Raw genomic sequence first — 18,838 nt, forward strand, 5'->3', positions numbered from 1 at the left:
GGGCCCGGTTTCCTTCGTTCTATAAAGCCTGCCTGCACGTAGCCAGACCGCTCTGACAAGCGGCCATCGCCCGCCCGTGGCGCCCGGGGCCGCCGGTCAGACGCTGCCGCGCAGCCTCGGCAGGCTGATCTCCATCCACAGCCCGCCCAGCGGCGACTGGCGGGCGGTCAGCGTGCCGCCATGGGCTTCGACGATGTTCTGGCAGATCGCCAGGCCGAGTCCCGATCCGCCGCTGGCACGGTTGCGCGAACTCTCCATCCGGCTGAAACGATCGAACAGGCCCGCCAGCGACGCCTGCGGCACGCCAGGCGCGGAGTCCTGGATATCGATGCGGACCCGGTCGCCGTCGGCATGGCAGGCAATGTCCAGTCGCCCGCCGGCATCGGTGTAGCGCACGCTGTTTTCCAGCAGATTGTTGAACAGCTGGTTCAGGCGGTCGGCGTCGCCGAACACCCGGCAGCGGCCCGCGTCGCACGGTGACAGCGACACGGTCAGCGACTTGCCGGCCAGCCGCTCACGGAACGCACCGAGCGACAGCAGCAGCAGCTCGGCCAGATCGACCTCGGCCTTGCGGTAGCTCAGGGCACCGACATCGGACAGCGACAGCTGGTACAGGTCATCGACCAGCTTGGTCAGCGTCGCGACCTCGACCTGCAGCGAGCGCAGGGAGTCCGGCGTCAGCGCGCGAACACCGTCTTCCAGTGCCTCCAGTTCGCCGCGCAGGACCGACAGCGGCGTGCGCAGCTCGTGCGAGACATCGGCCATGAACTGGCGGCGCATGTTCTCGTTTTTTTCCAGCGTATGTGCCAGCTGGTTGAAATCCTGGCCCAGCCGGCCGAACTCGTCGCTGCGGGTGATCGGCACCCGGGCGCTGAAATGCCCGGCCGCGAGCTGGTGGGTGGCGCCGGTCAGCCGCTTCAGCGGCGCCAGAAAGCCGCGTGCCAGCCACAGCGCCGCGCCGGCGGCCAGCAGCACCGACAGGCCGACAATGATCCAGCTGCTGCGCAACTGCTGGTCGAGGAAGTGCAGGTCGGCCATGCGCGTCAATCGCGCCGGCGACGTGCTCAGTACCCAGCCGACCGTGCGGCCGCCGACTTCGATCGGACGCGAGAACGTGTCTTCCTGCGGCGGTTCGCCACGGCCGCCGATCACCTGGCGCTGCTGGTCGAGCAGCCACAGCCGCGTGCGCAGCCCGGGCAGTGGCGGCGGAGGTGGCCCGCCACCACCACCACGGTGCTCCATGCGGCGATGGCGGTGGCCATTGCCGTCCAGCTCGCTGTCGCGGTCGGCCGGGGGGGTCAGGGTACGGATCAGTCGCAGCCAGTTGTCCGGGTCCTCATGGACGAAGGTCCAGTCGCCGTGTTGTGCATACAGCCGCGCCATGGCATCGGCGACGATCTCGACCCGGGTCTCGTTGCTCTTGCGCACATAGTCGAGAAAGCCGTTCTGGAAGCTGATCCGGAACGCCATGCCGATGCCGAGCGCCAGCAGCAGGCAGGCGGCGAGAATGGCGAGGAACAGCTTGCCGGTGACGCCCGGCGGCCTGAGCAGGTTCATGGCGTGGTCGCCTCCGGGGCAAGGTCGCCGTTCCAGCCACCGCCCAGTGCCTTGATCAGCAGCACGCTGGCCGAATAGCGCCGGCCTTCCAGTTGCAGCGCGGTAATCTCGCTCTGGCGACGGCTGGCCTGGGCGGTGGCCACGGTGGTGAAGTCGGCCGTGCCGGCGCGGTATTCGTTCAGCGCCAGCCGCTCGGCCTCGCGGGCCGCGGCGACGGCTTCCTGCTGGCGGAGGGCTTCCTCGGCCAGCAGGGTCAGCGCGGCCAGGTTGTCTTCGACCTCCTGCAGCCCGGACAGTACCGTCTGCCGGTATTGCGCCGCGCTGGCGTCGTAGGCGGCGCGCGCCTGCTCGACCCGGGCCGAGCGCGCGCCGGCATCGAACAGCGTTTCCGCCAGTCCGGCGCCGAGCGACCAGACCCGGGCCGGGGTGTTGAACCAGCTGGCAAAGCCGGCCGCGCTGAAACCGCCCGAGGCCGACAGGGTCAGCGCCGGGAAATACGCCGACTGCCGGACGCCGATGGTGGCGTTGGCTGCTGCCACCGCGCGTTCGGCGGCGGCGATGTCGGGCCGGCGTTCGAGCAGGCTGGACGGCAGTTCGGCCGGCGTCGCCGGCAGTGCGGGCAGGGTGGCGGTGGCAGGCAGGTCGAAATCGGCCGGCGCCTTGCCGACCAGAATGGCGATGGCGTGTTCGAGCTGGCGGCGGCTGAGGTCGTAGTCGATGGCCTGGGCCTCGACCGTTTTCAGTTGCGCCAAGGCCTGGGCGACATCGGCGCGGGTGACCAGGCCGGCGTCGAACTGGTTGCGGGTCAGGGTCAGCGACTGGCGGTAGGCGGCGATGGTGTCGGCGCTGAGCTGACGCTGACGCTCGGTCACGCGCAACTGCAGATAATCCTGCACCAGCTCGGCCTGGGCGGACAACTGCGCAGCGGCCAGACTGGCGGCACTGGCCTGGGTGCTGGCATCGCTGGCCTCGACCGTACGCCGGACCTGACCCCACAGATCCGGCTCCCAGCTTGCATCAAGCGAGAATACATGACCATTGGTGACGGCCTGATTGCCGCCGGTCTGCTTGCGGCTGGTGCTGGCCGTTGCGCCGACGGTCGGGAAGAAGCCGGCCCGGGCTTCCTGCGCGGCGGCACGCGCCTGGCGGTAATTGGCCAGGGCGACCTGCAGCGTCTGGTTGTTCGCATTCAGCGCCGCCACCAGCCGGTCGAGTTCCGGGTCGGCGTAGACGGTCCACCACGCGCCACGCGGCGCGTGGTCTGCCGGCGCAGCGATTTTCCAGCCCGGGGCCGCTTCCTTGTAGTGCGCCGGCAGCGGCATGTCGGGCCGTACATAGTCCGGGCCGACGGCGCAGGCCGCCAGCAGCGGCAGGCACAGCAGTGAAGGCATCAGGGCACGCAATTTCAACTCGGTTCTCCTGCTTGCGTATCGGATTCGCCGCGCCACTGGCGTTGGCACCAGGCACGGAAACGATCGAGGTAAAGGTAAACCACCGGGGTGGTGTACAGCGTCAGCAACTGGCTCATCAGCAGGCCGCCGACGATGGTGATGCCGAGCGGGCGGCGCAGTTCGGCGCCGTCGCCGCCGCCGATTGCCAGCGGCACAGCGCCGAGAATGGCCGCCAGTGTGGTCATCAGGATCGGCCGGAAGCGCAGCAGGCAGGCGGCGTGGATCGCCTGGCGCGGGCTCATGCCGTCGCGGCGCTCGGCCACCAGGGCGAAGTCGATCATCATGATCGCGTTCTTCTTGACGATGCCGATCAGCAGCAGCACGCCGATCAGGGCGATCAGGCTGAATTCGCTCTTGAACAGCATCAGTGCCAGCAATGCGCCAAGGCCGGCCGACGGCAGCGTGGACAGGATGGTCAGCGGATGGATATAGCTTTCGTACAGGATGCCGAGCACCAGATAGACCGTGACCAGTGCGGCCAGTATCAGGAACAACTGGTTGCGCAGATTGTCCTGGAAGGCCTTGGCCGTGCCCTGGAAACTGCCGTGGACGGAGGACGGCACGCCAAGTTCGGCCATGATGCGATCGATGATTTCGGTCGCGTCGGACAGTGACTTGCCGTCAGGCAGATTGAACGACAGCGTGGCTGCGGCGAACTGGCCCTGGTGATTGACCTGCAGCGGCGCATTGGTCGGCTGCCAGGTGGCGAATGCCGACAGCGGCACGGAAGTGCCGGCGCTGCTGACCACGAACAGCTTTTTCAGTGTCTCCGGGCTCTGGGTATATTGCGGCTGCACCTCGACCACCACCTTGTACTGGTTCAGCGGCTGGTAGATGGTCGATACCTGGCTCTGGCCAAAGGCCGCATACAGCGTGCTGTTGACGTCGGCCACGGTCAGACCGAGCCGGGACAGCGTATCGCGGTCATAGGTCAGGAAGGTCTCGACGCCCTTGTCCTGCTGGTCGGAATCGACATCGAGCAGGCCCGGGTCGTTCGAGAACGCCTCGCGGATCTTCGGCTCCCACAGACGCAGCGCGGCCAGGTCGTCCGACTGCAGCGTGTACTGGTAGGTCGAGTTGCTCTGGCGGCCACCGACGCGGATATCCTGCATCGGCATCATCATCAGTTGCGCGCCGGGCTCCTGCGACAGCTGCTTGCGCAGCCGGGCGATGACTTTCTCCGCCGGCGGTCGCTGGTCCTTCGGTTTCAGGGCAATAAACATCTGGCCGCTGTTGGAGCCACTGGTCGAGGCGGAAATGTTCTGCACCGCCGGATCGGCACGGACGATGGTCATGAAGCGCACCAGCTTGTCGCGCATCGCCTGGAACGAAATGCTCTGGTCGGCGCGGATAAAGCCGCCGATCTGGCCATTGTCCTGCTCGGGGAAGAAACCCTTCGGAATGGCCACGTACAGATAGACGTTCAGGGCGATGGCAATGCCGAGCAGCGCGATCATCAGCCGGGCGTGGTCCAGCGCCCAGGTCAGCGACCGCCCGTAACCGCGCTGCATGCGCTTGAGCAGGATGCCGAAGCGGCGGACCGGCCAGCTGCCTTTCTCTGCCTCCATGCCCGGTTTCAGCAGCCGGGCGCACAGCATCGGCGTGGTGGTCAGCGATACCAGCAGCGAGATCAGGATTGACACCGACAGGGTGACGGCGAATTCGCGGAACAGCCGGCCGACGATATCGCCCATGAACAGCAGCGGGATAAAGACCGCGATCAGGGAAATGCTCATCGACAGCACGGTGAAGCCGACCTCGCGCGAGCCCTGCATGGCGGCCTGCAGCGGCTTCATGCCGGCCTCGACATGGCGCGAGATGTTCTCCATCACCACGATGGCGTCGTCGACCACGAAGCCGGTGGCGATGGTCAGCGCCATCAGCGACAGATTGTTCAGGCTGAAGCCGCACAGGTACATGGCGGCGAAGGTGCCGATCAGCGAGACCGGTACCGCCACGCACGGCACCAGCGTCGCGCGGCCGTTCTTCAGGAACAGGTAGACCACCAGGATCACCAGGCCGACGGCGATCATCAGCGAGCGCTCGACCTCGGTCAGCGACGCGCGGATGCTCGGCGAGCGATCGAGGTTGATGTTCAGCTCGACCGCGCCCGGCAGCAGGCGTTTCAGCATCGGCAGTTCGGCCTTGATGCGGTCGACGGTGGCGATGATATTGGCGTTCGGCGCACGAGTGACGATCAGGATCACCGATTCCTTGCCGTTGGCGTAGCCGGCATTGCGCCGGTCCTGCTCGCCGTCCCGGACCGTGGCCACATCGCTGAGCCGCACGGCGGCGCCGTTCTTGTAACTGATGATCAGCGGCGCGTAGTCGGCGGCGGTTTTCGCCTCGTCGTTGGCCTCGATCTGCCAGCGGCGGTCGTCCTTCTCCAGTGCGCCCTTCGGCCGGCGCTGGTTGGCGGCGGACAGGGTCTTGCCGATCGCGGTCAGCGACAGGTTCTGGTTGGCCAGCGCATCCGGATTGACCTCGACCCGCACCGCCGGCAGCGAACTGCCGCCGACATTGACGTCGCCGACGCCCTCGATCTGCAGAATGCGCTGGGCCAGAATCGTCGAGGCGATGTCGTACATCTTGCCGCGGCTCAGCGTGTCCGAGGTCATCGACAGGATCAGGATCGGCGAGTCGGACGGGTTCGCCTTGCGATAGGTCGGGTTGTTCGGCAGGCCGGATGGCAGCAGGCTGCGCGCGGCATTGATGGCTGCCTGTACATCGCGCGCGGCGCCGTCGATATCACGGTCCAGCTCGAACTGCAGCGTGATCCGCGACGAGCCGAGCGAGCTGCGCGAGGTCATTTCCGTGACCCCGGCAATGCGGCCCAGCGCGCGCTCCAGCGGCGTGGTCACGCTCGATGCCATGGTTTCCGAGTTGGCGCCGGACATCGATGCCGAGACCGAGATGGTCGGGTAGTCGACCTGCGGCAGCGGCGCCACCGGCAGGAACAGGAAGCCCAGTGCGCCGGCGAACAGAATGGCGATCGTCAGCAGCCAGGTCGCGACCGGGCGGTGGATGAACAGATCGGACGGTCCGCCGCTCATGCTGCGCTGTCCGGATCACGGCGGCGCAGGCGCTGCGCCAGCCGGTCGAAGGCCAGATAGATCACCGGGGTGGTGAACAGCGTCAGTACCTGGCTGAGCACCAGCCCGCCGACCATGGCCACGCCGAGCGGGCGGCGCAGCTCGGCGCCGATCCCGGTACTGAACATCATCGGCAGGGCACTGAGCAGGGCGGCCATGGTGGTCATCAGGATCGGGCGGAAGCGCAGCAGGCAGGCCTGGTAGATGGCCTCGCGCGGCGGCAGCCCGCGTTCACGTTCGGCTGCCAGGGCGAAGTCGATCATCATGATCGCGTTCTTCTTGACGATGCCGATCAGCAGGATGATGCCGATGATGGCGATCACGCTGAGATCCTGCCCGGCCAGCATCAGCGACAGCAGTGCGCCGACGCCGGCGGTGGGCAGGGTGGACAGGATGGTGATCGGGTGGATATAGCTTTCGTACAGCACGCCGAGCACGATATACATCGCCACGATGGCGGCAACGATCAGCCACAGGGTGCTGTTCAGCGAGGCCTCGAACGCCAGCGCCGCGCCCTGGAAGCTGGTGATGATGTCCGCCGGCATGCCGATACCGCGCTCGGCGGCGCGAATGGCCTGCACCGCATCGCCGAGCGATACGCCGGACGCCAGGTTGAACGACACCGTTGCCGACGGGAACTGCGCCAGATGGTTCAGCACCAGCGAACCGCTGCGTTCGCTGACGCGGGCCACGGCGGTCAGCGGCACCGTGCTGCCGTTGCTGCCGGTCAGGTAGATGCCCTCCAGCGCCTGCGGACCGGCTGAATGGCGTGGCTCGACGCCGAGCACTACCCGATACTGGTTGGCCTGGGTGAAGATGGTCGAGACCATCCGCTGGCCGAAGGCGTCGTACAGTGCGTTGTCGATCTGGGCGACGGTAATGCCGAGCCGGCTGGCGGCGTCGCGGTCGATGTCGACCTGGGCCACCAGCCCCTGGTCCTGCAGGTCGCTGGTCACGTCGGCCAGTGCCGGCACGGTTTTCAGCCGCTCGACCAGGGCCGGTATCCACTTGCCCAGTTCTTCCTGGGTGCCGGCCTGCAGGGTGAACTGGTACTGGGTACGACTGATGCTGTCCTCGATGGTCAGGTCCTGGATCGGCTGCATGTACAGCTTGATGCCGGGAATGTCGGCTACCTGCTGCTGCAGCCGGTTGATGATGGCGGGCGCCCGCTCGGCGCGCTGGTCGAGCGGCTTGAGATTGATCTGCAGGCGGCCGCTGTTCAGCGACGCATTGCTGCCGTCGATGCCGATAAACGACGACAGGCTTTCCACGTCCGGGTCCTGCAGCAGACGTGCCGCCACCTGCTGCTGGCGCTCGGCCATGACCGCGAACGACACCGTCTGCGGCGCCTCGGTGATGCCCTGGATCACGCCGTTGTCCTGCTGCGGGAAAAAGCCCTTCGGGATCAGCCAGAACAGCAGCAGCGTCAGGGCGAGCGTGCCGACCGCCACCGACAGCGTCAGCCGCTGGTGTTCGAGCACCCAGTTCAGGTAGCGGCCGTAGCGGGCAATGACGCGGTCGAAAAAGCGCTCGCTGGCGCGGGAAAAGCGGCTTTGCCGCTCCGGCGGCACGTGGCGCAGCAGCCTGGCGCACATCATCGGCGTCAGCGTCAGCGAGATCACGCCGGAAATCAGGATGGCGACCGCCAGGGTGACGGCAAATTCGCGGAACAGCCGGCCGACCACATCGCCCATGAACAGCAGCGGGATCAGTACGGCGACCAGCGAGAAGGTCAGTGAAATGATGGTGAAGCCGATTTCGCCGGCCCCCTTCAGCGCCGCCTGCAGCGGCGTGTCGCCTTCTTCCAGATAACGGGTGATGTTCTCGATCACCACGATGGCGTCGTCGACCACGAAACCGGTGGCGATGGTCAGTGCCATCAGCGTCAGGTTGTTCATCGAGAAGCCGGCCAGGTACATGACACCGAAAGTGCCGACCAGCGACAGCGGCACGGCGACACTGGGAATCACCGTGGCCGACAGATTGCGCAGGAACAGGAAAATCACCATCACCACCAGTGCCACGGCGAGCATCAGCTCGAACTGCACGTCCCTGACCGAGGCGCGGATGGTCGAGGTGCGGTCGGTCAGGATCCTGACTTCGACCGCCCCCGGCAGCGAAGCCTGCAGGGTCGGCAGGATCTCGCGGATGCGGTCCACCGTCTTGATGACATTCGCCCCGGGCTGACGCTGGACATTGAGGATGATGGCCGGATCATGGTCGGCCCAGGCCGACAGCTTGTTGTTCTCCGCGCCCTCGGCAATGGTGGCGACATCGGCCAGCCGGACCGGCGCGCCGTTCTTGTAGGCGATGATCAGCTTCAGGTAGTCGTCCGGCGATGTCAGCTGGTCATTGGCCGACAGCGTGGTCGCGCGGGTCGGGCCGTCGAAGCTGCCCTTGGCCGAATTGACGTTGGCGCCGGAAATGGCGGTCCGCACGGCCTCGCTGTCGAGGCCGTAGGCCGCCAGCGCGCGCGGATTCAGGTTGACCCGCACCGCCGGCCGCTGGCCGCCGGACAGGGTGACCAGGCCGACGCCGGATACCTGCGACAGCTTCTGCGCGACCCGGGTGTCGACCAGATCCTGGACCCGGGTCATCGGCAGGGTCTGCGAAGTGACGGCCAGGGTCAGTACCGGCGGATCGGCCGGGTTGACCTTGCTGTAGATCGGCGGATTCGGCAGATCGCCTGGCAGCAGGCTGTTGGCGGCATTGATGGCTGCCTGCACTTCCTGCTCGGCCACGTCGAGGCTGAGGTCGAGGTTGAACTGCAGGGTGATGACCGACGCACCGCCGGAGCTTTGCGACGACATCTGCTTGAGGCCGGACATCTGGCCGAACTGCCGCTCCAGTGGCGCGGTGATCGACGACGTCGTCACGTCGGGGCTGGCGCCCGGATACAGCGTGACCACCTGGATGGTCGGGTAGTCGACTTCCGGCAGCGCGGAGATCGACAGGGCGCGGTAGCCGACCAGACCGGCCAGCAGCAGTGCCACCATCAGCAGCGTGGTCGCGACCGGGCGCAGGATAAACGGGCGGGACGGGTTCATGCCGGTCTCCGGCCGTCAGCGGGCAGGCGGCGGCCGCTCATTGCGGCTGGCCCTTGTGGCGTTTCTGCGCGGCCGGCTTGCTGGCCGCGGCGGCACGATTGCGTTCGAGACGGGCGGGATCGACGATCTCGACCCGGGCGCCCGCCGTCAGCTTGTCGACGCCGTCGGTCACCAGCCGCTCGCCGGCCTGGACGCCCTTGCTGATGACCACGCGCGTGCCATCGCCGGCCGTGGTCGATACCTGGCGCATGGCGACCTTGTTGTCCGCCCCGACCACCCACACGTAGCTGCCTTTCTTGCCGGTCTGCACGGCCGCAACCGGTACCACTACCGCCTGCGACAGCGTGCCGGCGCGAACGCGGGCGTTTACGAACTGGTTCGGGAACAGTGTGCCGTCCGTGTTGGCGAATTCGGCCTTCAGCTTGATGGTGCCGGTGCTGGTGTCGATCTGGTTGTCGAGCGTCAGCAGCCTGCCGACCGCCTGCCGCTGCTTCATCTCCCGGTCCCAGGCCTCGACCGTCAGCGTCTGGCCGGCGTTCAGCGGCGCCAGGATGGAGGGCAGCTGCGTTTCCGGCAGGGTGAACAGTACCTGGATCGGCTGGACCTGGGTGATGACCACGATGCCGGTGGTGTCGCCGGACGAAATCTGGTTGCCGACATCGACCTGCTTGAGGCCGACCCGGCCGCTGACCGGTGCGGTGACCCGGCTGTAGTCGAGCTGCAGCCGTGCCGAGTCCACCTGGGCGCGATCCGCCTTGACCGTGCCCTGCAACTGGCGCACCAGCGAGGCCTGGGTGTCGACCTTCTGCGCCGCGATCGACTCCTGCGCCAGCAGGGTGCGGTAGCGGGCGAGGTCGGCGCGGGCATTGTCCAGATCGGCCTGATCCTTGGCCAGCTGGCCTTCGGCCTGTGCCAGACTGACCTGGAATGGCCGCGGGTCGATTTCGGCCAGCAGCTGGCCGGCCCTGACCGTCTGTCCCTCGGTGAAGTGCAGCTTCATCAACTGGCCGTCGACCCGGCTCTTGACCGTTACGGTGCTGGCGGCGGTCACGGTGCCGAGTCCGCCGAGCCAGACCGGCACATCGGCCGTGCTGGCGGTAGCCACCTGCACCGGCGGCTGCGGCATCCTGCCGCCGGGCCCGCCGGGTCCGTTCGCGGCGCCGGCCGCGCTCTGCTGGCGCAGCGAGTAGATGCCGTAGCCGAGACCACCGATGACGACGGCGGCGATCAGGAGCAGGGACCAGCGGCGACGGGCGCCGGATTTCGGGGACGTGGACGGATTCATGGGCTTTGCGCGAAATGGACGGACGGGAATGACCGGATCGTGAGCAGGGTAGCAGCCGCCTGTCGCCAGAGAATGAAGAAACTGTGGAAGAAGTGCGCCCAGACGAAAAAACCCGCGTGCGACCCCTGTCGCACGCGGGCGGGCACCTGACGGGCGGCCTGACCCTACAGCATCTCCAGGCTGACCTGGTTCAGCACCGACTTGCGTGGCCGGTGCAGCAGGCTGTTGACGGTCTGCGTCATCTGGTCGGCGGTCATTTCCTCGGCGCCGAGCCAGACAATGCGGAAACTGGCGGTCACCACGCCGAGCGGATGGCCGGGGTGAGGGATGCCGAGCGCACTGACGGCCGCGCGCATGTGCTCGACAAACTGCTCGGCCATGGCCGGCGAACTGGCAGAGAACAGCATGCTGAACTGCTCCGATCCGGTCTGCAGCATGGTGTCGCTGGCGCGGCGCAGCCGTACCTGGACGACATGGGTGATGGCGCGCAGGGCCTTGTCGATGGTTTCCGGGCCGTTCAGATGGCTGAATGCCTTGAAGTTGTCGATCTCGACCACGCAGAACGCCAGCGGGTCGGCCCGGTGGTGGCGGGCCAGCGCCGCATCGAAAGCCGGGCCGACATGGCAGCGGTTGAAGGCATGCCCGAGCTCGTCGATCACCGAGCGGTTGCGGCCGGCGGCCTTGGCGTCGTACAGCAGGGTGTCGACGGTGGCGTAGATCTGGTCAGCCCCGAGCCGCTGCTCGTCATGCGCATTCCACCAGACCGTGCCGAAGCTGGCGGTGACGATGCCGGGCGGGTTGCAGGCGTGCGGAATGGCCAGGTCGGTGACGACCTGCTGCAGCTGGGCGACAAAGGCGCAGGCCTTGTCGGCCGATTCGGCCGAGAACAGCACGCCGAATTCCTCTCCGCCAAGCCGGGACAGGCTGTCGCTGGTGCGGCGCAGTTTGCCGCGGATCGCAGTGGCCACTTCGCGCAGCACGGTATCCCCGGCCGGATGGCCATAGAAGTCGTTGTAGGCCTTGAAGTTGTCGAGATCGAACAGGCACAGCGCCAGTGGCGCATCGCGCCGGTGCAGGCTCAGTGAAGTCTCGAACAGCTTGTTGAAATGACGCCGGTTGAAGGCGCCGGTCAGCTCGTCGATGGCCACCAGCTGCTTGAGCCGCCGGTTGGTCAGTTCGAGCAGGTCGATGCGTTCGAGCAACTGCTCCTGTTCGTCATTGAGGGCCTGACAGCGGGCACGCAGCTTCTGAATCACCAGATTCGGATTGGCGTAGTAATACGACGGGGGCTTCGAGCCGTTGTTTTCCATGACCTTCGTAACCTTCATGACCTTCCCTTGTCAGCAATGCCGCGAAGCGCTGCAACGCGCGGGCATCGCAAAAACCGGGGCGACTGGAGGAATGACCGCAGCAGCGGAATAAATTCCGGTTGTGGCTGCACCATGCTATCTGTTTACCGTAATCCGAATGTTTGCCGGCAATGACAAAAGATTTGTCGGCGCGAAAATATCAGCCGGGATGAATCAGCCGTCCGGGTTCTTGCGGAATTCGCTCGGCGTGGTGTCGAACCGGTCGCGAAATGAAGTGGCAAAATTGGCTGCACTGGAAAAACCGACTTCCAGTGCGATTTCATGGATGCTCAGCGGTGTGGTCGACAGCAGCTGGCGGGCGCGGCACAGGCGTTCCTCGCGCAGATACTCGAATACCGACTTGCCGGTATGGGTGCGGAACGCGTTGGACAGCTTTTTTTCGTAGGTACCGATATGGCGTGAAATGTCTTCCAGGCTGATCGGCCTGGCGATATTTTCCGCCATGTATTTCATGGCCGCGCGGACGATGACCAGATCGTGGCTGGTGATGTCCGGCTCTTCGATCACCGCCTGCGGGGCGGTCCCGGTGGCCAGCTGCAGGTGAATGCGGATGCGTGCCAGCACTTCTTCCGGTGCAAACGGCTTGGTCACGTAGTCGACTGCCCCGGCCCCCAGTCCCTCCAGCCGCTCGGACAACTCGTTCGACGAGGTCAGGAAGATCACCGGGATGCGCGAGGTGGCCGGGTAGGCCTTCAGCTGCCGACAGGTGGCGAAGCCACCCAGCCGGGGCATCCGCACATCCAGCAGGATCAGGTCGGGGCGGTTGGCGATGGCGCGCCGGTAGCCCTGTTCACCATCGAAGGCGACGCTGATCCGGTAATCCTCGCTGCGCAGCGTCTCCAGCAGCAACCGCATTTCGTCGGGCCGGTCGTCGATGATGAGCAGATGAGGACGTAGTGAATTGGATGACATGGAAATGGCCAGGACGGTTTTTGCGGGCACGACTTCTGTTTATCGGACAGGTTGCCACGACAAATGACACGGTAACGTGATTCGGGTTTTCCGGAGACATGGCGGGAGACTAGAATACCGGGCTTATTTCCGTTTCCAGCCTGCCGCAATGACAATCGAAACACCGAAAGTGATTGCCCTGCGTGAAATGAATCGGGTTGCTACGCTACCGATCCTATTCTATATGTCAGTGAACTAGCATAACAAATCCAAAAAACACTGCGACATGTTCTCTGCAGCAAAGCGTTTGACCTGCATCACAAACATGCGCGTCCTGTTTCGTGGTCATCATGACATAAGCGGATGACACCGGCCGGGAACGCCAGGCCAGGGTTTTCTGCCGGATTTTCCCGCGGGCCGGAATCCCGCCGGTGGAATGTGACCGGGTGTGGACGGCGCCGGCAAGTGAACGTCTTCGCCACTGGCGCCTGTCACCGCATCATGGATATCGAGGTGTTTTTTGCGAGTTCTCTCAATTTTCGGCACGCGTCCGGAAGCCATCAAGATGGCGCCGCTGGTCCAGCTCCTGGCGCGTACGCCGGGTGTGGATTCCCGGGTCTGCATCACCGGGCAGCATCGCGAGATGCTGGCGCAGGTCATGGCGCTGTTCGGAATCAAGGCAGATTTCGATCTGGACATCATGGTCAAGGACCAGACCCTGAACGGGCTGTGCGGACGGCTGTTTGCGCAGCTGGACCCGGTGCTGGCGCAGGTGAACCCCGATTACGTCCTGGTGCATGGCGATACCAGCACCGCCATGGTGGCGGCGCTGGCCGCGTTCCACCGTCGCATCCCGGTGGCCCATGTCGAGGCCGGCCTGCGCACCGGTGACCTGTCTCAGCCATGGCCGGAAGAAATGAACCGCCGTGCCATCGACCTGGTCAGCCAGTGGCTGTTTGCGCCGACGGCGACCGCACAGCAGTTGCTGCTCGGCGAGAAGGCGGGAGGGCAGGTGGTCGTGACCGGCAATACCGTGATCGATGCGTTGCGCTTCACGGTTTCCCGCATCGACCGCGACGAAAGCCTGCGGCGCCGGCTCGACAGCGCATTTCCGTTCCTGGACAGCGGTCGCCGCATCCTGCTGGTGACCGGTCACCGGCGGGAAAACTTCGGCGACGGCTTCGCCCATATCTGCGCGGCCCTGGCCGAGCTGTCGCTGCGCGATGACATCGACATCGTTTATCCGGTCCATCTGAATCCGAACGTGCGCGGCCCGGTGCTGCAGGCGCTCGGCGGGATGGGCAACATCCATCTGATCGCACCACTCGACTACCTGCACTTCATCCGCCTGATGCAGCACGCCCATGTCGTGCTGACCGATTCCGGCGGCGTGCAGGAAGAGGCGCCGTCGCTGGGCAAGCCGGTGCTGGTCATGCGCGACGTGACCGAGCGGCCGGAAGCGGTGGCGGCCGGTACCGTCAAGCTGATCGGGACCGGGCATGCGCGCATCGTCAGCGAAGTCAGTGCGTTCTTTGACGACCCGGCACTGTGGAAACGCTTTGCCAGACGCAACAACCCCTACGGGGACGGGATGGCGTCCGCCCGCATCGTCGCCTCGCTGATGGGGCAGCCGTGCGAGGCGTTCACCCCCGTCGGCGCCGACGAGTACCGTCCGGCTTCCGGGCAGCCATCGCTGCCGGCCTGAATCTCAATTTACTGTGCAATCGACCATGCCCACATCCCATCGCGCCGCCCGGCCCCGTCTTCTCCTGCCCACCGTGTTCTGTGTCCTGGTCAGCCAGGTCTGGGCGGCGGGCAGCCCCGCCGAACAGTTCCAGGAATGGACTGCCGACACCTGGGTCAACCGGCAGATCAGCCTGGCCGCGCTGGGCCTGCGCAGCCCGGTGGTGCTGTCCGGCGGCGACAGCCGGCGCGAGTTCTTCCTGCCGGTGCCGGCCGGGGTGCCGATCGACGCGGCGACGGTGCAGATCAATGCCAGCTACCTGCGTGCCGATGGCGGGCGCTCGACCCTGCTGCTGTCGGCCGATGACGTGCCGGTCACCGCCAATCGCTATACCGATGACAAGGGCGACGCCAGCCAGCGTATCGACATTGCCGGCGGCGAACGCCCGAACGGTTTTGTGCGGCTTGGCATCGGCTGGTCGTCGGTGATTTCCGACCTGATGTGCGCGGACCAGCGCGCCCCGGGCAATGCCCTGCGACTGAATCCGGATTCACTGTTCCAGTACCGTTATGACCGCAGTGCCGTGCGAACGCTGGCCACGGCGTGGAGCGCCCTGCCGGCGACCCCGGTTCTGCTGGTTTCCGGCAAGAGCCTGTCGCCGCAAGCCTACGACACCGCGTGGCGGGTCGGGGTCACGCTGGAACGGGCCGGCAAGCGGGTACGCATCCAGGCGCTGCCGGCGGTCGGGACGACCGTCGACCTGGCGACGGTCCGGGTGCCGGACAGCCTGCGCGGCATCCCGGCCTTCGCGGCACTGGCCGGCGGCAGCGGCAGCCACCGCATTGCCAGCGCGGCGGAAACCGGTGCGTTGCTGGCCCTCGGCCGCAATGGCCCGCTCGGCACCGACCTGCTGATTGACGAGCCGGCACTGCGCACGGCGATGAGCCAGGCGCTGGATGCGCTGGGCGAACAGGTTCGCACCTCCGGCGAGGCGGCGACTGCGGCCTGGGACGAATGGCGCAAGCACAATGGCGCCCCGCTGGACGTGCCGTCGCGCCAGGATCAGGTCCGCCTGGGCGTGCTGGCCGGCAATCCGGTCATCATCGTCGCCCAGGGCGCAGGCGCCCGGGCCGCCGGGTTGCTGGGCTCGCTGTGGCGCCCGGCTGCCCTCGGCCGCGACCTGACCGTTACCAGCGCCAACACGCCGGCGGTGGACAACGGTTCGGTGCTGCTCGACCAGTTCGGCGCGGTGTCCGGCACCATGGACATCATCGCGCGCGGCGAGCGCGTCGCTGCCTTCGACCTCGGTGCGGTGGCCGGCGACGGTCGCTACCCGAGCCAGCTGGTGCTCGATGTGGCCTCGGCGCCGAATGCCGGCGGTGAAGGGCCGGTACTGTCGGTGCTGCTCAACGACTATCTGCTCGGTGCCGAAAAGCTGGAAGCGAATGGCAATACCCGGCGGCTGGCGGTGAACATCCCGCGTTACGCGCTGGCGGCACGCAATGAAATCCGCATCGTCTTCCTGCGCCAGCCGACCCAGATCCGCTGCCACGACCAGCCGACCCCGTACCCGGTCTCGATCCAGAAGAGCAGTCACTTGCGGCTGGGCAAGGGCGCGCCCGGCGACGATTTTGTCGGCGCCAGCATCGGGCTGGCCGGCGATCATGCCGTCCTGGTGCCGGATACATGGCTGAAGGACGCGCCGACCAGCCTGGCCCGGATGATCCGCCTCAGTGATGCCGTGGGCGCCACCGGCGAGCACGCGCAGCTGAAAGTCGTGGCCAGCGGCCAGAAACCGGACGTCAGCGGCCACTTCATCGCCTTCGACGTGCCGTCGATGTCGGGGGGCAGCGAAGTCGCGGTCGATGGCGGCAAACTGGTACTGAAACGGGACAGCAACACGACGCTGCTCGATCTGAGCGGTCTGCAACGGCTGACGGTGGCGGAAGTCGTCGATGGCGGACGCGGTATTGCCTTCCGTACCGTCGGCAGCGAGGCGCCGGACGTGCCGAAGCCGTTCCGGCTCGCGCGGGGCAACTTCGCCGTGATCGACGAGGGGGGCCCGACGCTGCAGATCGACACGGCGGACCCGACCAGTGCCCGGCTGGCCGACGAAGGCAACCCGCAGTCGATGTGGGAACGGCATATGTGGGCATGGCTGGCGCTGATCGGCGTGATTGCCTTCATGCTGATGGCCGCCCGCATCGCCCAGGTCCGTCGTCGTCGCCAGGACCATGCCAGGGTGGAGTCCTGATCCGCCATGATGCTCCTGTACTGGAATATCTTTTTTGCCCACTACTACTCGGCGCTGGAGAAGCTGTCGGTAGTAGTGGCAATCATCATCCTGATTTCCAGTCTGGACGACCTGTTCATTGATGTCTGGTACTGGTCGCGGGAGATCTGGCGCAAGCTGACGGTCAAGCGGCGCCAGAACTACACGCCGCTGACCGCCGAACAGCTCGGCCAGCGCGACCAGCAGCCGCTGGCGATCATGGTGCCGGCCTGGCTCGAGTACGACGTCATTGCGCAGATGATCGAGAACATGGTCGGCGTGCTCGACTATCGCAACTACGTGGTGTTCGTCGGCACCTATCCGAACGACTCGGCGACCATTGCCGAAGTCGAGCGCATGCGCCGGCGCTATCGCCAGCTGAAGCGGGTGGAAGTGCCGCATGACGGGCCGACCTGCAAGGCCGACTGCCTGAACTGGCTGATCCAGGCGATCTTCCTGCATGAAGAACAGCACGACATGGAATTTGCCGGCGTGATCCTGCACGACAGCGAAGACGTGCTGCACCCGCTGGAACTGCAGTTCTTCAACTACCTGCTGCCGCGCAAGGACATGATCCAGCTGCCGGTCACCTCGCTGGAACGCGAGTGGTTCGAGCTGGTGGCCGGCACCTATATGGACGAATTCGCCGAATGGCACGCCAAGGACCTTGTGGTCCGAGAAAGCGTGTCCGGCATGGTGCCGTCGGCCGGTGTCGGTACCTGTTTCTCGCGCCGCGCGCTGATGGGCCTGTGCGCGCAGAACCGCAACCAGCCTTTCAATACCGACAGCCTGACCGAAGACTACGACGTCGGGGCGCGGCTGGCCGAGATGGGCATGCAGTCGATCTTCGCCCGTTTTCCGGTGCAGTTCCGTGCCCGGCGCAAGTCGTGGTTCGGCCTGGGGCCGGTGCGCGAGAAGACGCTGGACATGCCGCTGTGCGTGCGCGAGTACTTTCCCGACACCTTCCGCACCGCCTACCGGCAGAAGGCGCGCTGGACGCTGGGCATCGGCCTGCAGAGCTGGGAGCAGCTCGGCTGGCGCGGTTCACTGGCGACCAAATACCTGCTGTTCCGCGATCGCAAGGGCATCATCACCTCGTTTGTCAGCATCTTTGCCTACCTGCTGTTCTTCCAGTTCATCCTGTTCTGGCTGCTGACCGCCAGCGGGCTGTGGACCCTGCATCTGCCACCGATTTTCGTGTCCGGCAGCTGGCTGATGACGGTGGTGACGCTGACCGCCATTTCGCTCGCCCTGCGCGTGGTGCAGCGGATCTACTTCGTCAATCTGCTGTACGGCTGGGAACACGCACTGATGTCGGTGCCGCGCATGGTGGTCAGCAATGTGATCAATTTCATGGCCGCAGCACGCGCCTGGAAAATGTTCCTGCTGTACCTGTTCTTCGGCAAGCGCATGGCCTGGGACAAGACCATGCACGACTTTCCGACCTCCGGCCAGCTGGCGGTCACGCGGCAGCGGCTGGGCGAACTGCTGACCGCCTGGCAGGCGGTGGAAAGCGACAAACTGAACAGCGTGCTGGAAGAACAGGCGAACGGCAGCTCGCAACTGCCGCTGGGACGGATTCTGGTGTCGCGTGGCTGGCTGGACGATGAAACCCTGGCCGAGGCCATTGCCTGCCAGTCCGACCTGCCGCGTGCCCAGTTTGATGCTGCCGAACTGGAACGGAACCTGGCACTGATCTCGCCAGCGCTGTGCATACGCTGGCGGGTACTGCCGCTGCGCCAGACCGCCGACGGCGCGATCGAGATCGCGGTGTCCAATCCGCTGACCGGGGAAGCGCTGGCCCAGCTGCAGGCCGAACATGAAGGCTGTGCCTTCCGCCAGTTCATTGCCCGCGAGAGCGAGATCAGCGCCGGTCTGCGCCTGATCCGCGGCGGCCGCTTCCAGCTCGACCGCGCGCCACTGCTGGGCGATATCCTGATCGAAGCGAATCTGGTCAGCCGTGAAGCGTTCGAGACGGCACTGAACCGCTACCAGCCGGAACGTGACGGTCGCATCGGCGAGTACCTGCTGCGCGAGGGCGTAGTGTCGCGCGACGGCCTGAAGCAGGCACTGGATGAGCAGCGCCGACGCTCGGCGCTGGCCGAAGAAGTGGTGGAGGGCGGCAAGTAGGCCGCGCCATTTTCTGTTTTGTCGTCTCCGGGAGGCCGTTATGGCCTCCTTTTTTTGTT

Annotated in this window: 10 protein-coding genes; 3 read left to right on the forward strand and 7 right to left on the reverse strand. The window is 66.0% G+C overall.

The genetic code is table 11. The features are described 5' to 3' along the window. Positions 1-96 precede the first annotated feature (96 nt). From baeS to ACYVG8_RS12670, 7 genes are all read right to left on the reverse strand, one after another. Positions 97-1,557: an envelope stress sensor histidine kinase BaeS gene (gene baeS / locus ACYVG8_RS12640; RefSeq protein WP_028499387.1), complete on the reverse strand. Its 1,461-nt coding sequence runs from the start codon at positions 1,555-1,557 to the stop codon at positions 97-99. Further along, positions 1,554-2,966, reverse strand: coding sequence for an efflux transporter outer membrane subunit (locus tag ACYVG8_RS12645; RefSeq protein WP_281661304.1), 1,413 nt, complete (start codon positions 2,964-2,966; stop codon positions 1,554-1,556). The genes baeS and ACYVG8_RS12645 overlap by 4 nt, the downstream gene beginning before the upstream one ends. Further along, entirely contained in the window at positions 2,963-6,061 is a 3,099-nt protein-coding gene (locus ACYVG8_RS12650) for a multidrug efflux RND transporter permease subunit (RefSeq protein WP_460745941.1), read from the reverse strand. Before ACYVG8_RS12650 ends, ACYVG8_RS12645 begins: the two co-directional genes overlap by 4 nt. Beyond that, positions 6,058-9,147, reverse strand: coding sequence for an MdtB/MuxB family multidrug efflux RND transporter permease subunit (locus ACYVG8_RS12655; protein ID WP_460745943.1), 3,090 nt, complete (start codon positions 9,145-9,147; stop codon positions 6,058-6,060). Before ACYVG8_RS12655 ends, ACYVG8_RS12650 begins: the two co-directional genes overlap by 4 nt. 37 nt (positions 9,148-9,184) lie before the next feature. Beyond that, entirely contained in the window at positions 9,185-10,432 is a 1,248-nt protein-coding gene (locus tag ACYVG8_RS12660; protein WP_036386026.1) for an MdtA/MuxA family multidrug efflux RND transporter periplasmic adaptor subunit, read from the reverse strand. Positions 10,433-10,596: 164 nt separating this feature from the next. Then, complete coding sequence (locus tag ACYVG8_RS12665) at positions 10,597-11,760, reverse strand: diguanylate cyclase domain-containing protein (RefSeq protein ID WP_051528882.1); 1,164 nt, start codon at positions 11,758-11,760, stop codon at positions 10,597-10,599. A 195-nt stretch (positions 11,761-11,955) separates the two neighbouring features. Further along, positions 11,956-12,714: a response regulator gene (locus tag ACYVG8_RS12670; RefSeq protein WP_199489830.1), complete on the reverse strand. Its 759-nt coding sequence runs from the start codon at positions 12,712-12,714 to the stop codon at positions 11,956-11,958. 499 nt (positions 12,715-13,213) lie between these two features. Between ACYVG8_RS12670 and wecB the strand changes: the two genes are divergently transcribed. Genes wecB through ACYVG8_RS12685 form a run of 3 tightly spaced genes read left to right on the forward strand, consistent with a single transcriptional unit; the run spans position 13,214 to position 18,779 of the window. After that, positions 13,214-14,398 carry a non-hydrolyzing UDP-N-acetylglucosamine 2-epimerase gene (gene wecB, locus ACYVG8_RS12675; RefSeq protein ID WP_460745944.1) on the forward strand — a complete coding sequence of 395 codons (1,185 nt, stop codon included), beginning with the start codon at positions 13,214-13,216 and terminating at the stop codon, positions 14,396-14,398. 25 nt (positions 14,399-14,423) lie between these two features. Next, complete coding sequence (locus tag ACYVG8_RS12680; RefSeq protein ID WP_460745945.1) at positions 14,424-16,631, forward strand: cellulose biosynthesis cyclic di-GMP-binding regulatory protein BcsB; 2,208 nt, start codon at positions 14,424-14,426, stop codon at positions 16,629-16,631. A gap of 6 nt (positions 16,632-16,637) precedes the next feature. Then, positions 16,638-18,779: a glycosyl transferase family protein gene (locus ACYVG8_RS12685; RefSeq protein ID WP_460745947.1), complete on the forward strand. Its 2,142-nt coding sequence runs from the start codon at positions 16,638-16,640 to the stop codon at positions 18,777-18,779. Positions 18,780-18,838: the final 59 nt, after the last annotated feature.

The sequence above is a fragment of the Microvirgula curvata genome (assembly GCF_054781615.1).

What these genes read in the sequence shown, in the direction of transcription:
- baeS (WP_028499387.1), bottom strand. Translation starts at nt 1,557, where the DNA reads ATGAACCTGCTCAGGCCGCCGGGCGTCACCGGCAAGCTGTTCCTCGCC.
- ACYVG8_RS12650 (WP_460745941.1), bottom strand. Translation starts at nt 6,061, where the DNA reads ATGAGCGGCGGACCGTCCGATCTGTTCATCCACCGCCCGGTCGCGACC.
- ACYVG8_RS12655 (WP_460745943.1), bottom strand. Translation starts at nt 9,147, where the DNA reads ATGAACCCGTCCCGCCCGTTTATCCTGCGCCCGGTCGCGACCACGCTG.
- ACYVG8_RS12660 (WP_036386026.1), bottom strand. Translation starts at nt 10,432, where the DNA reads ATGAATCCGTCCACGTCCCCGAAATCCGGCGCCCGTCGCCGCTGGTCC.
- ACYVG8_RS12665 (WP_051528882.1), bottom strand. Translation starts at nt 11,760, where the DNA reads ATGAAGGTTACGAAGGTCATGGAAAACAACGGCTCGAAGCCCCCGTCG.
- ACYVG8_RS12670 (WP_199489830.1), bottom strand. Translation starts at nt 12,714, where the DNA reads ATGTCATCCAATTCACTACGTCCTCATCTGCTCATCATCGACGACCGG.
- ACYVG8_RS12680 (WP_460745945.1), top strand. Translation starts at nt 14,424, where the DNA reads ATGCCCACATCCCATCGCGCCGCCCGGCCCCGTCTTCTCCTGCCCACC.
- ACYVG8_RS12685 (WP_460745947.1), top strand. Translation starts at nt 16,638, where the DNA reads ATGATGCTCCTGTACTGGAATATCTTTTTTGCCCACTACTACTCGGCG.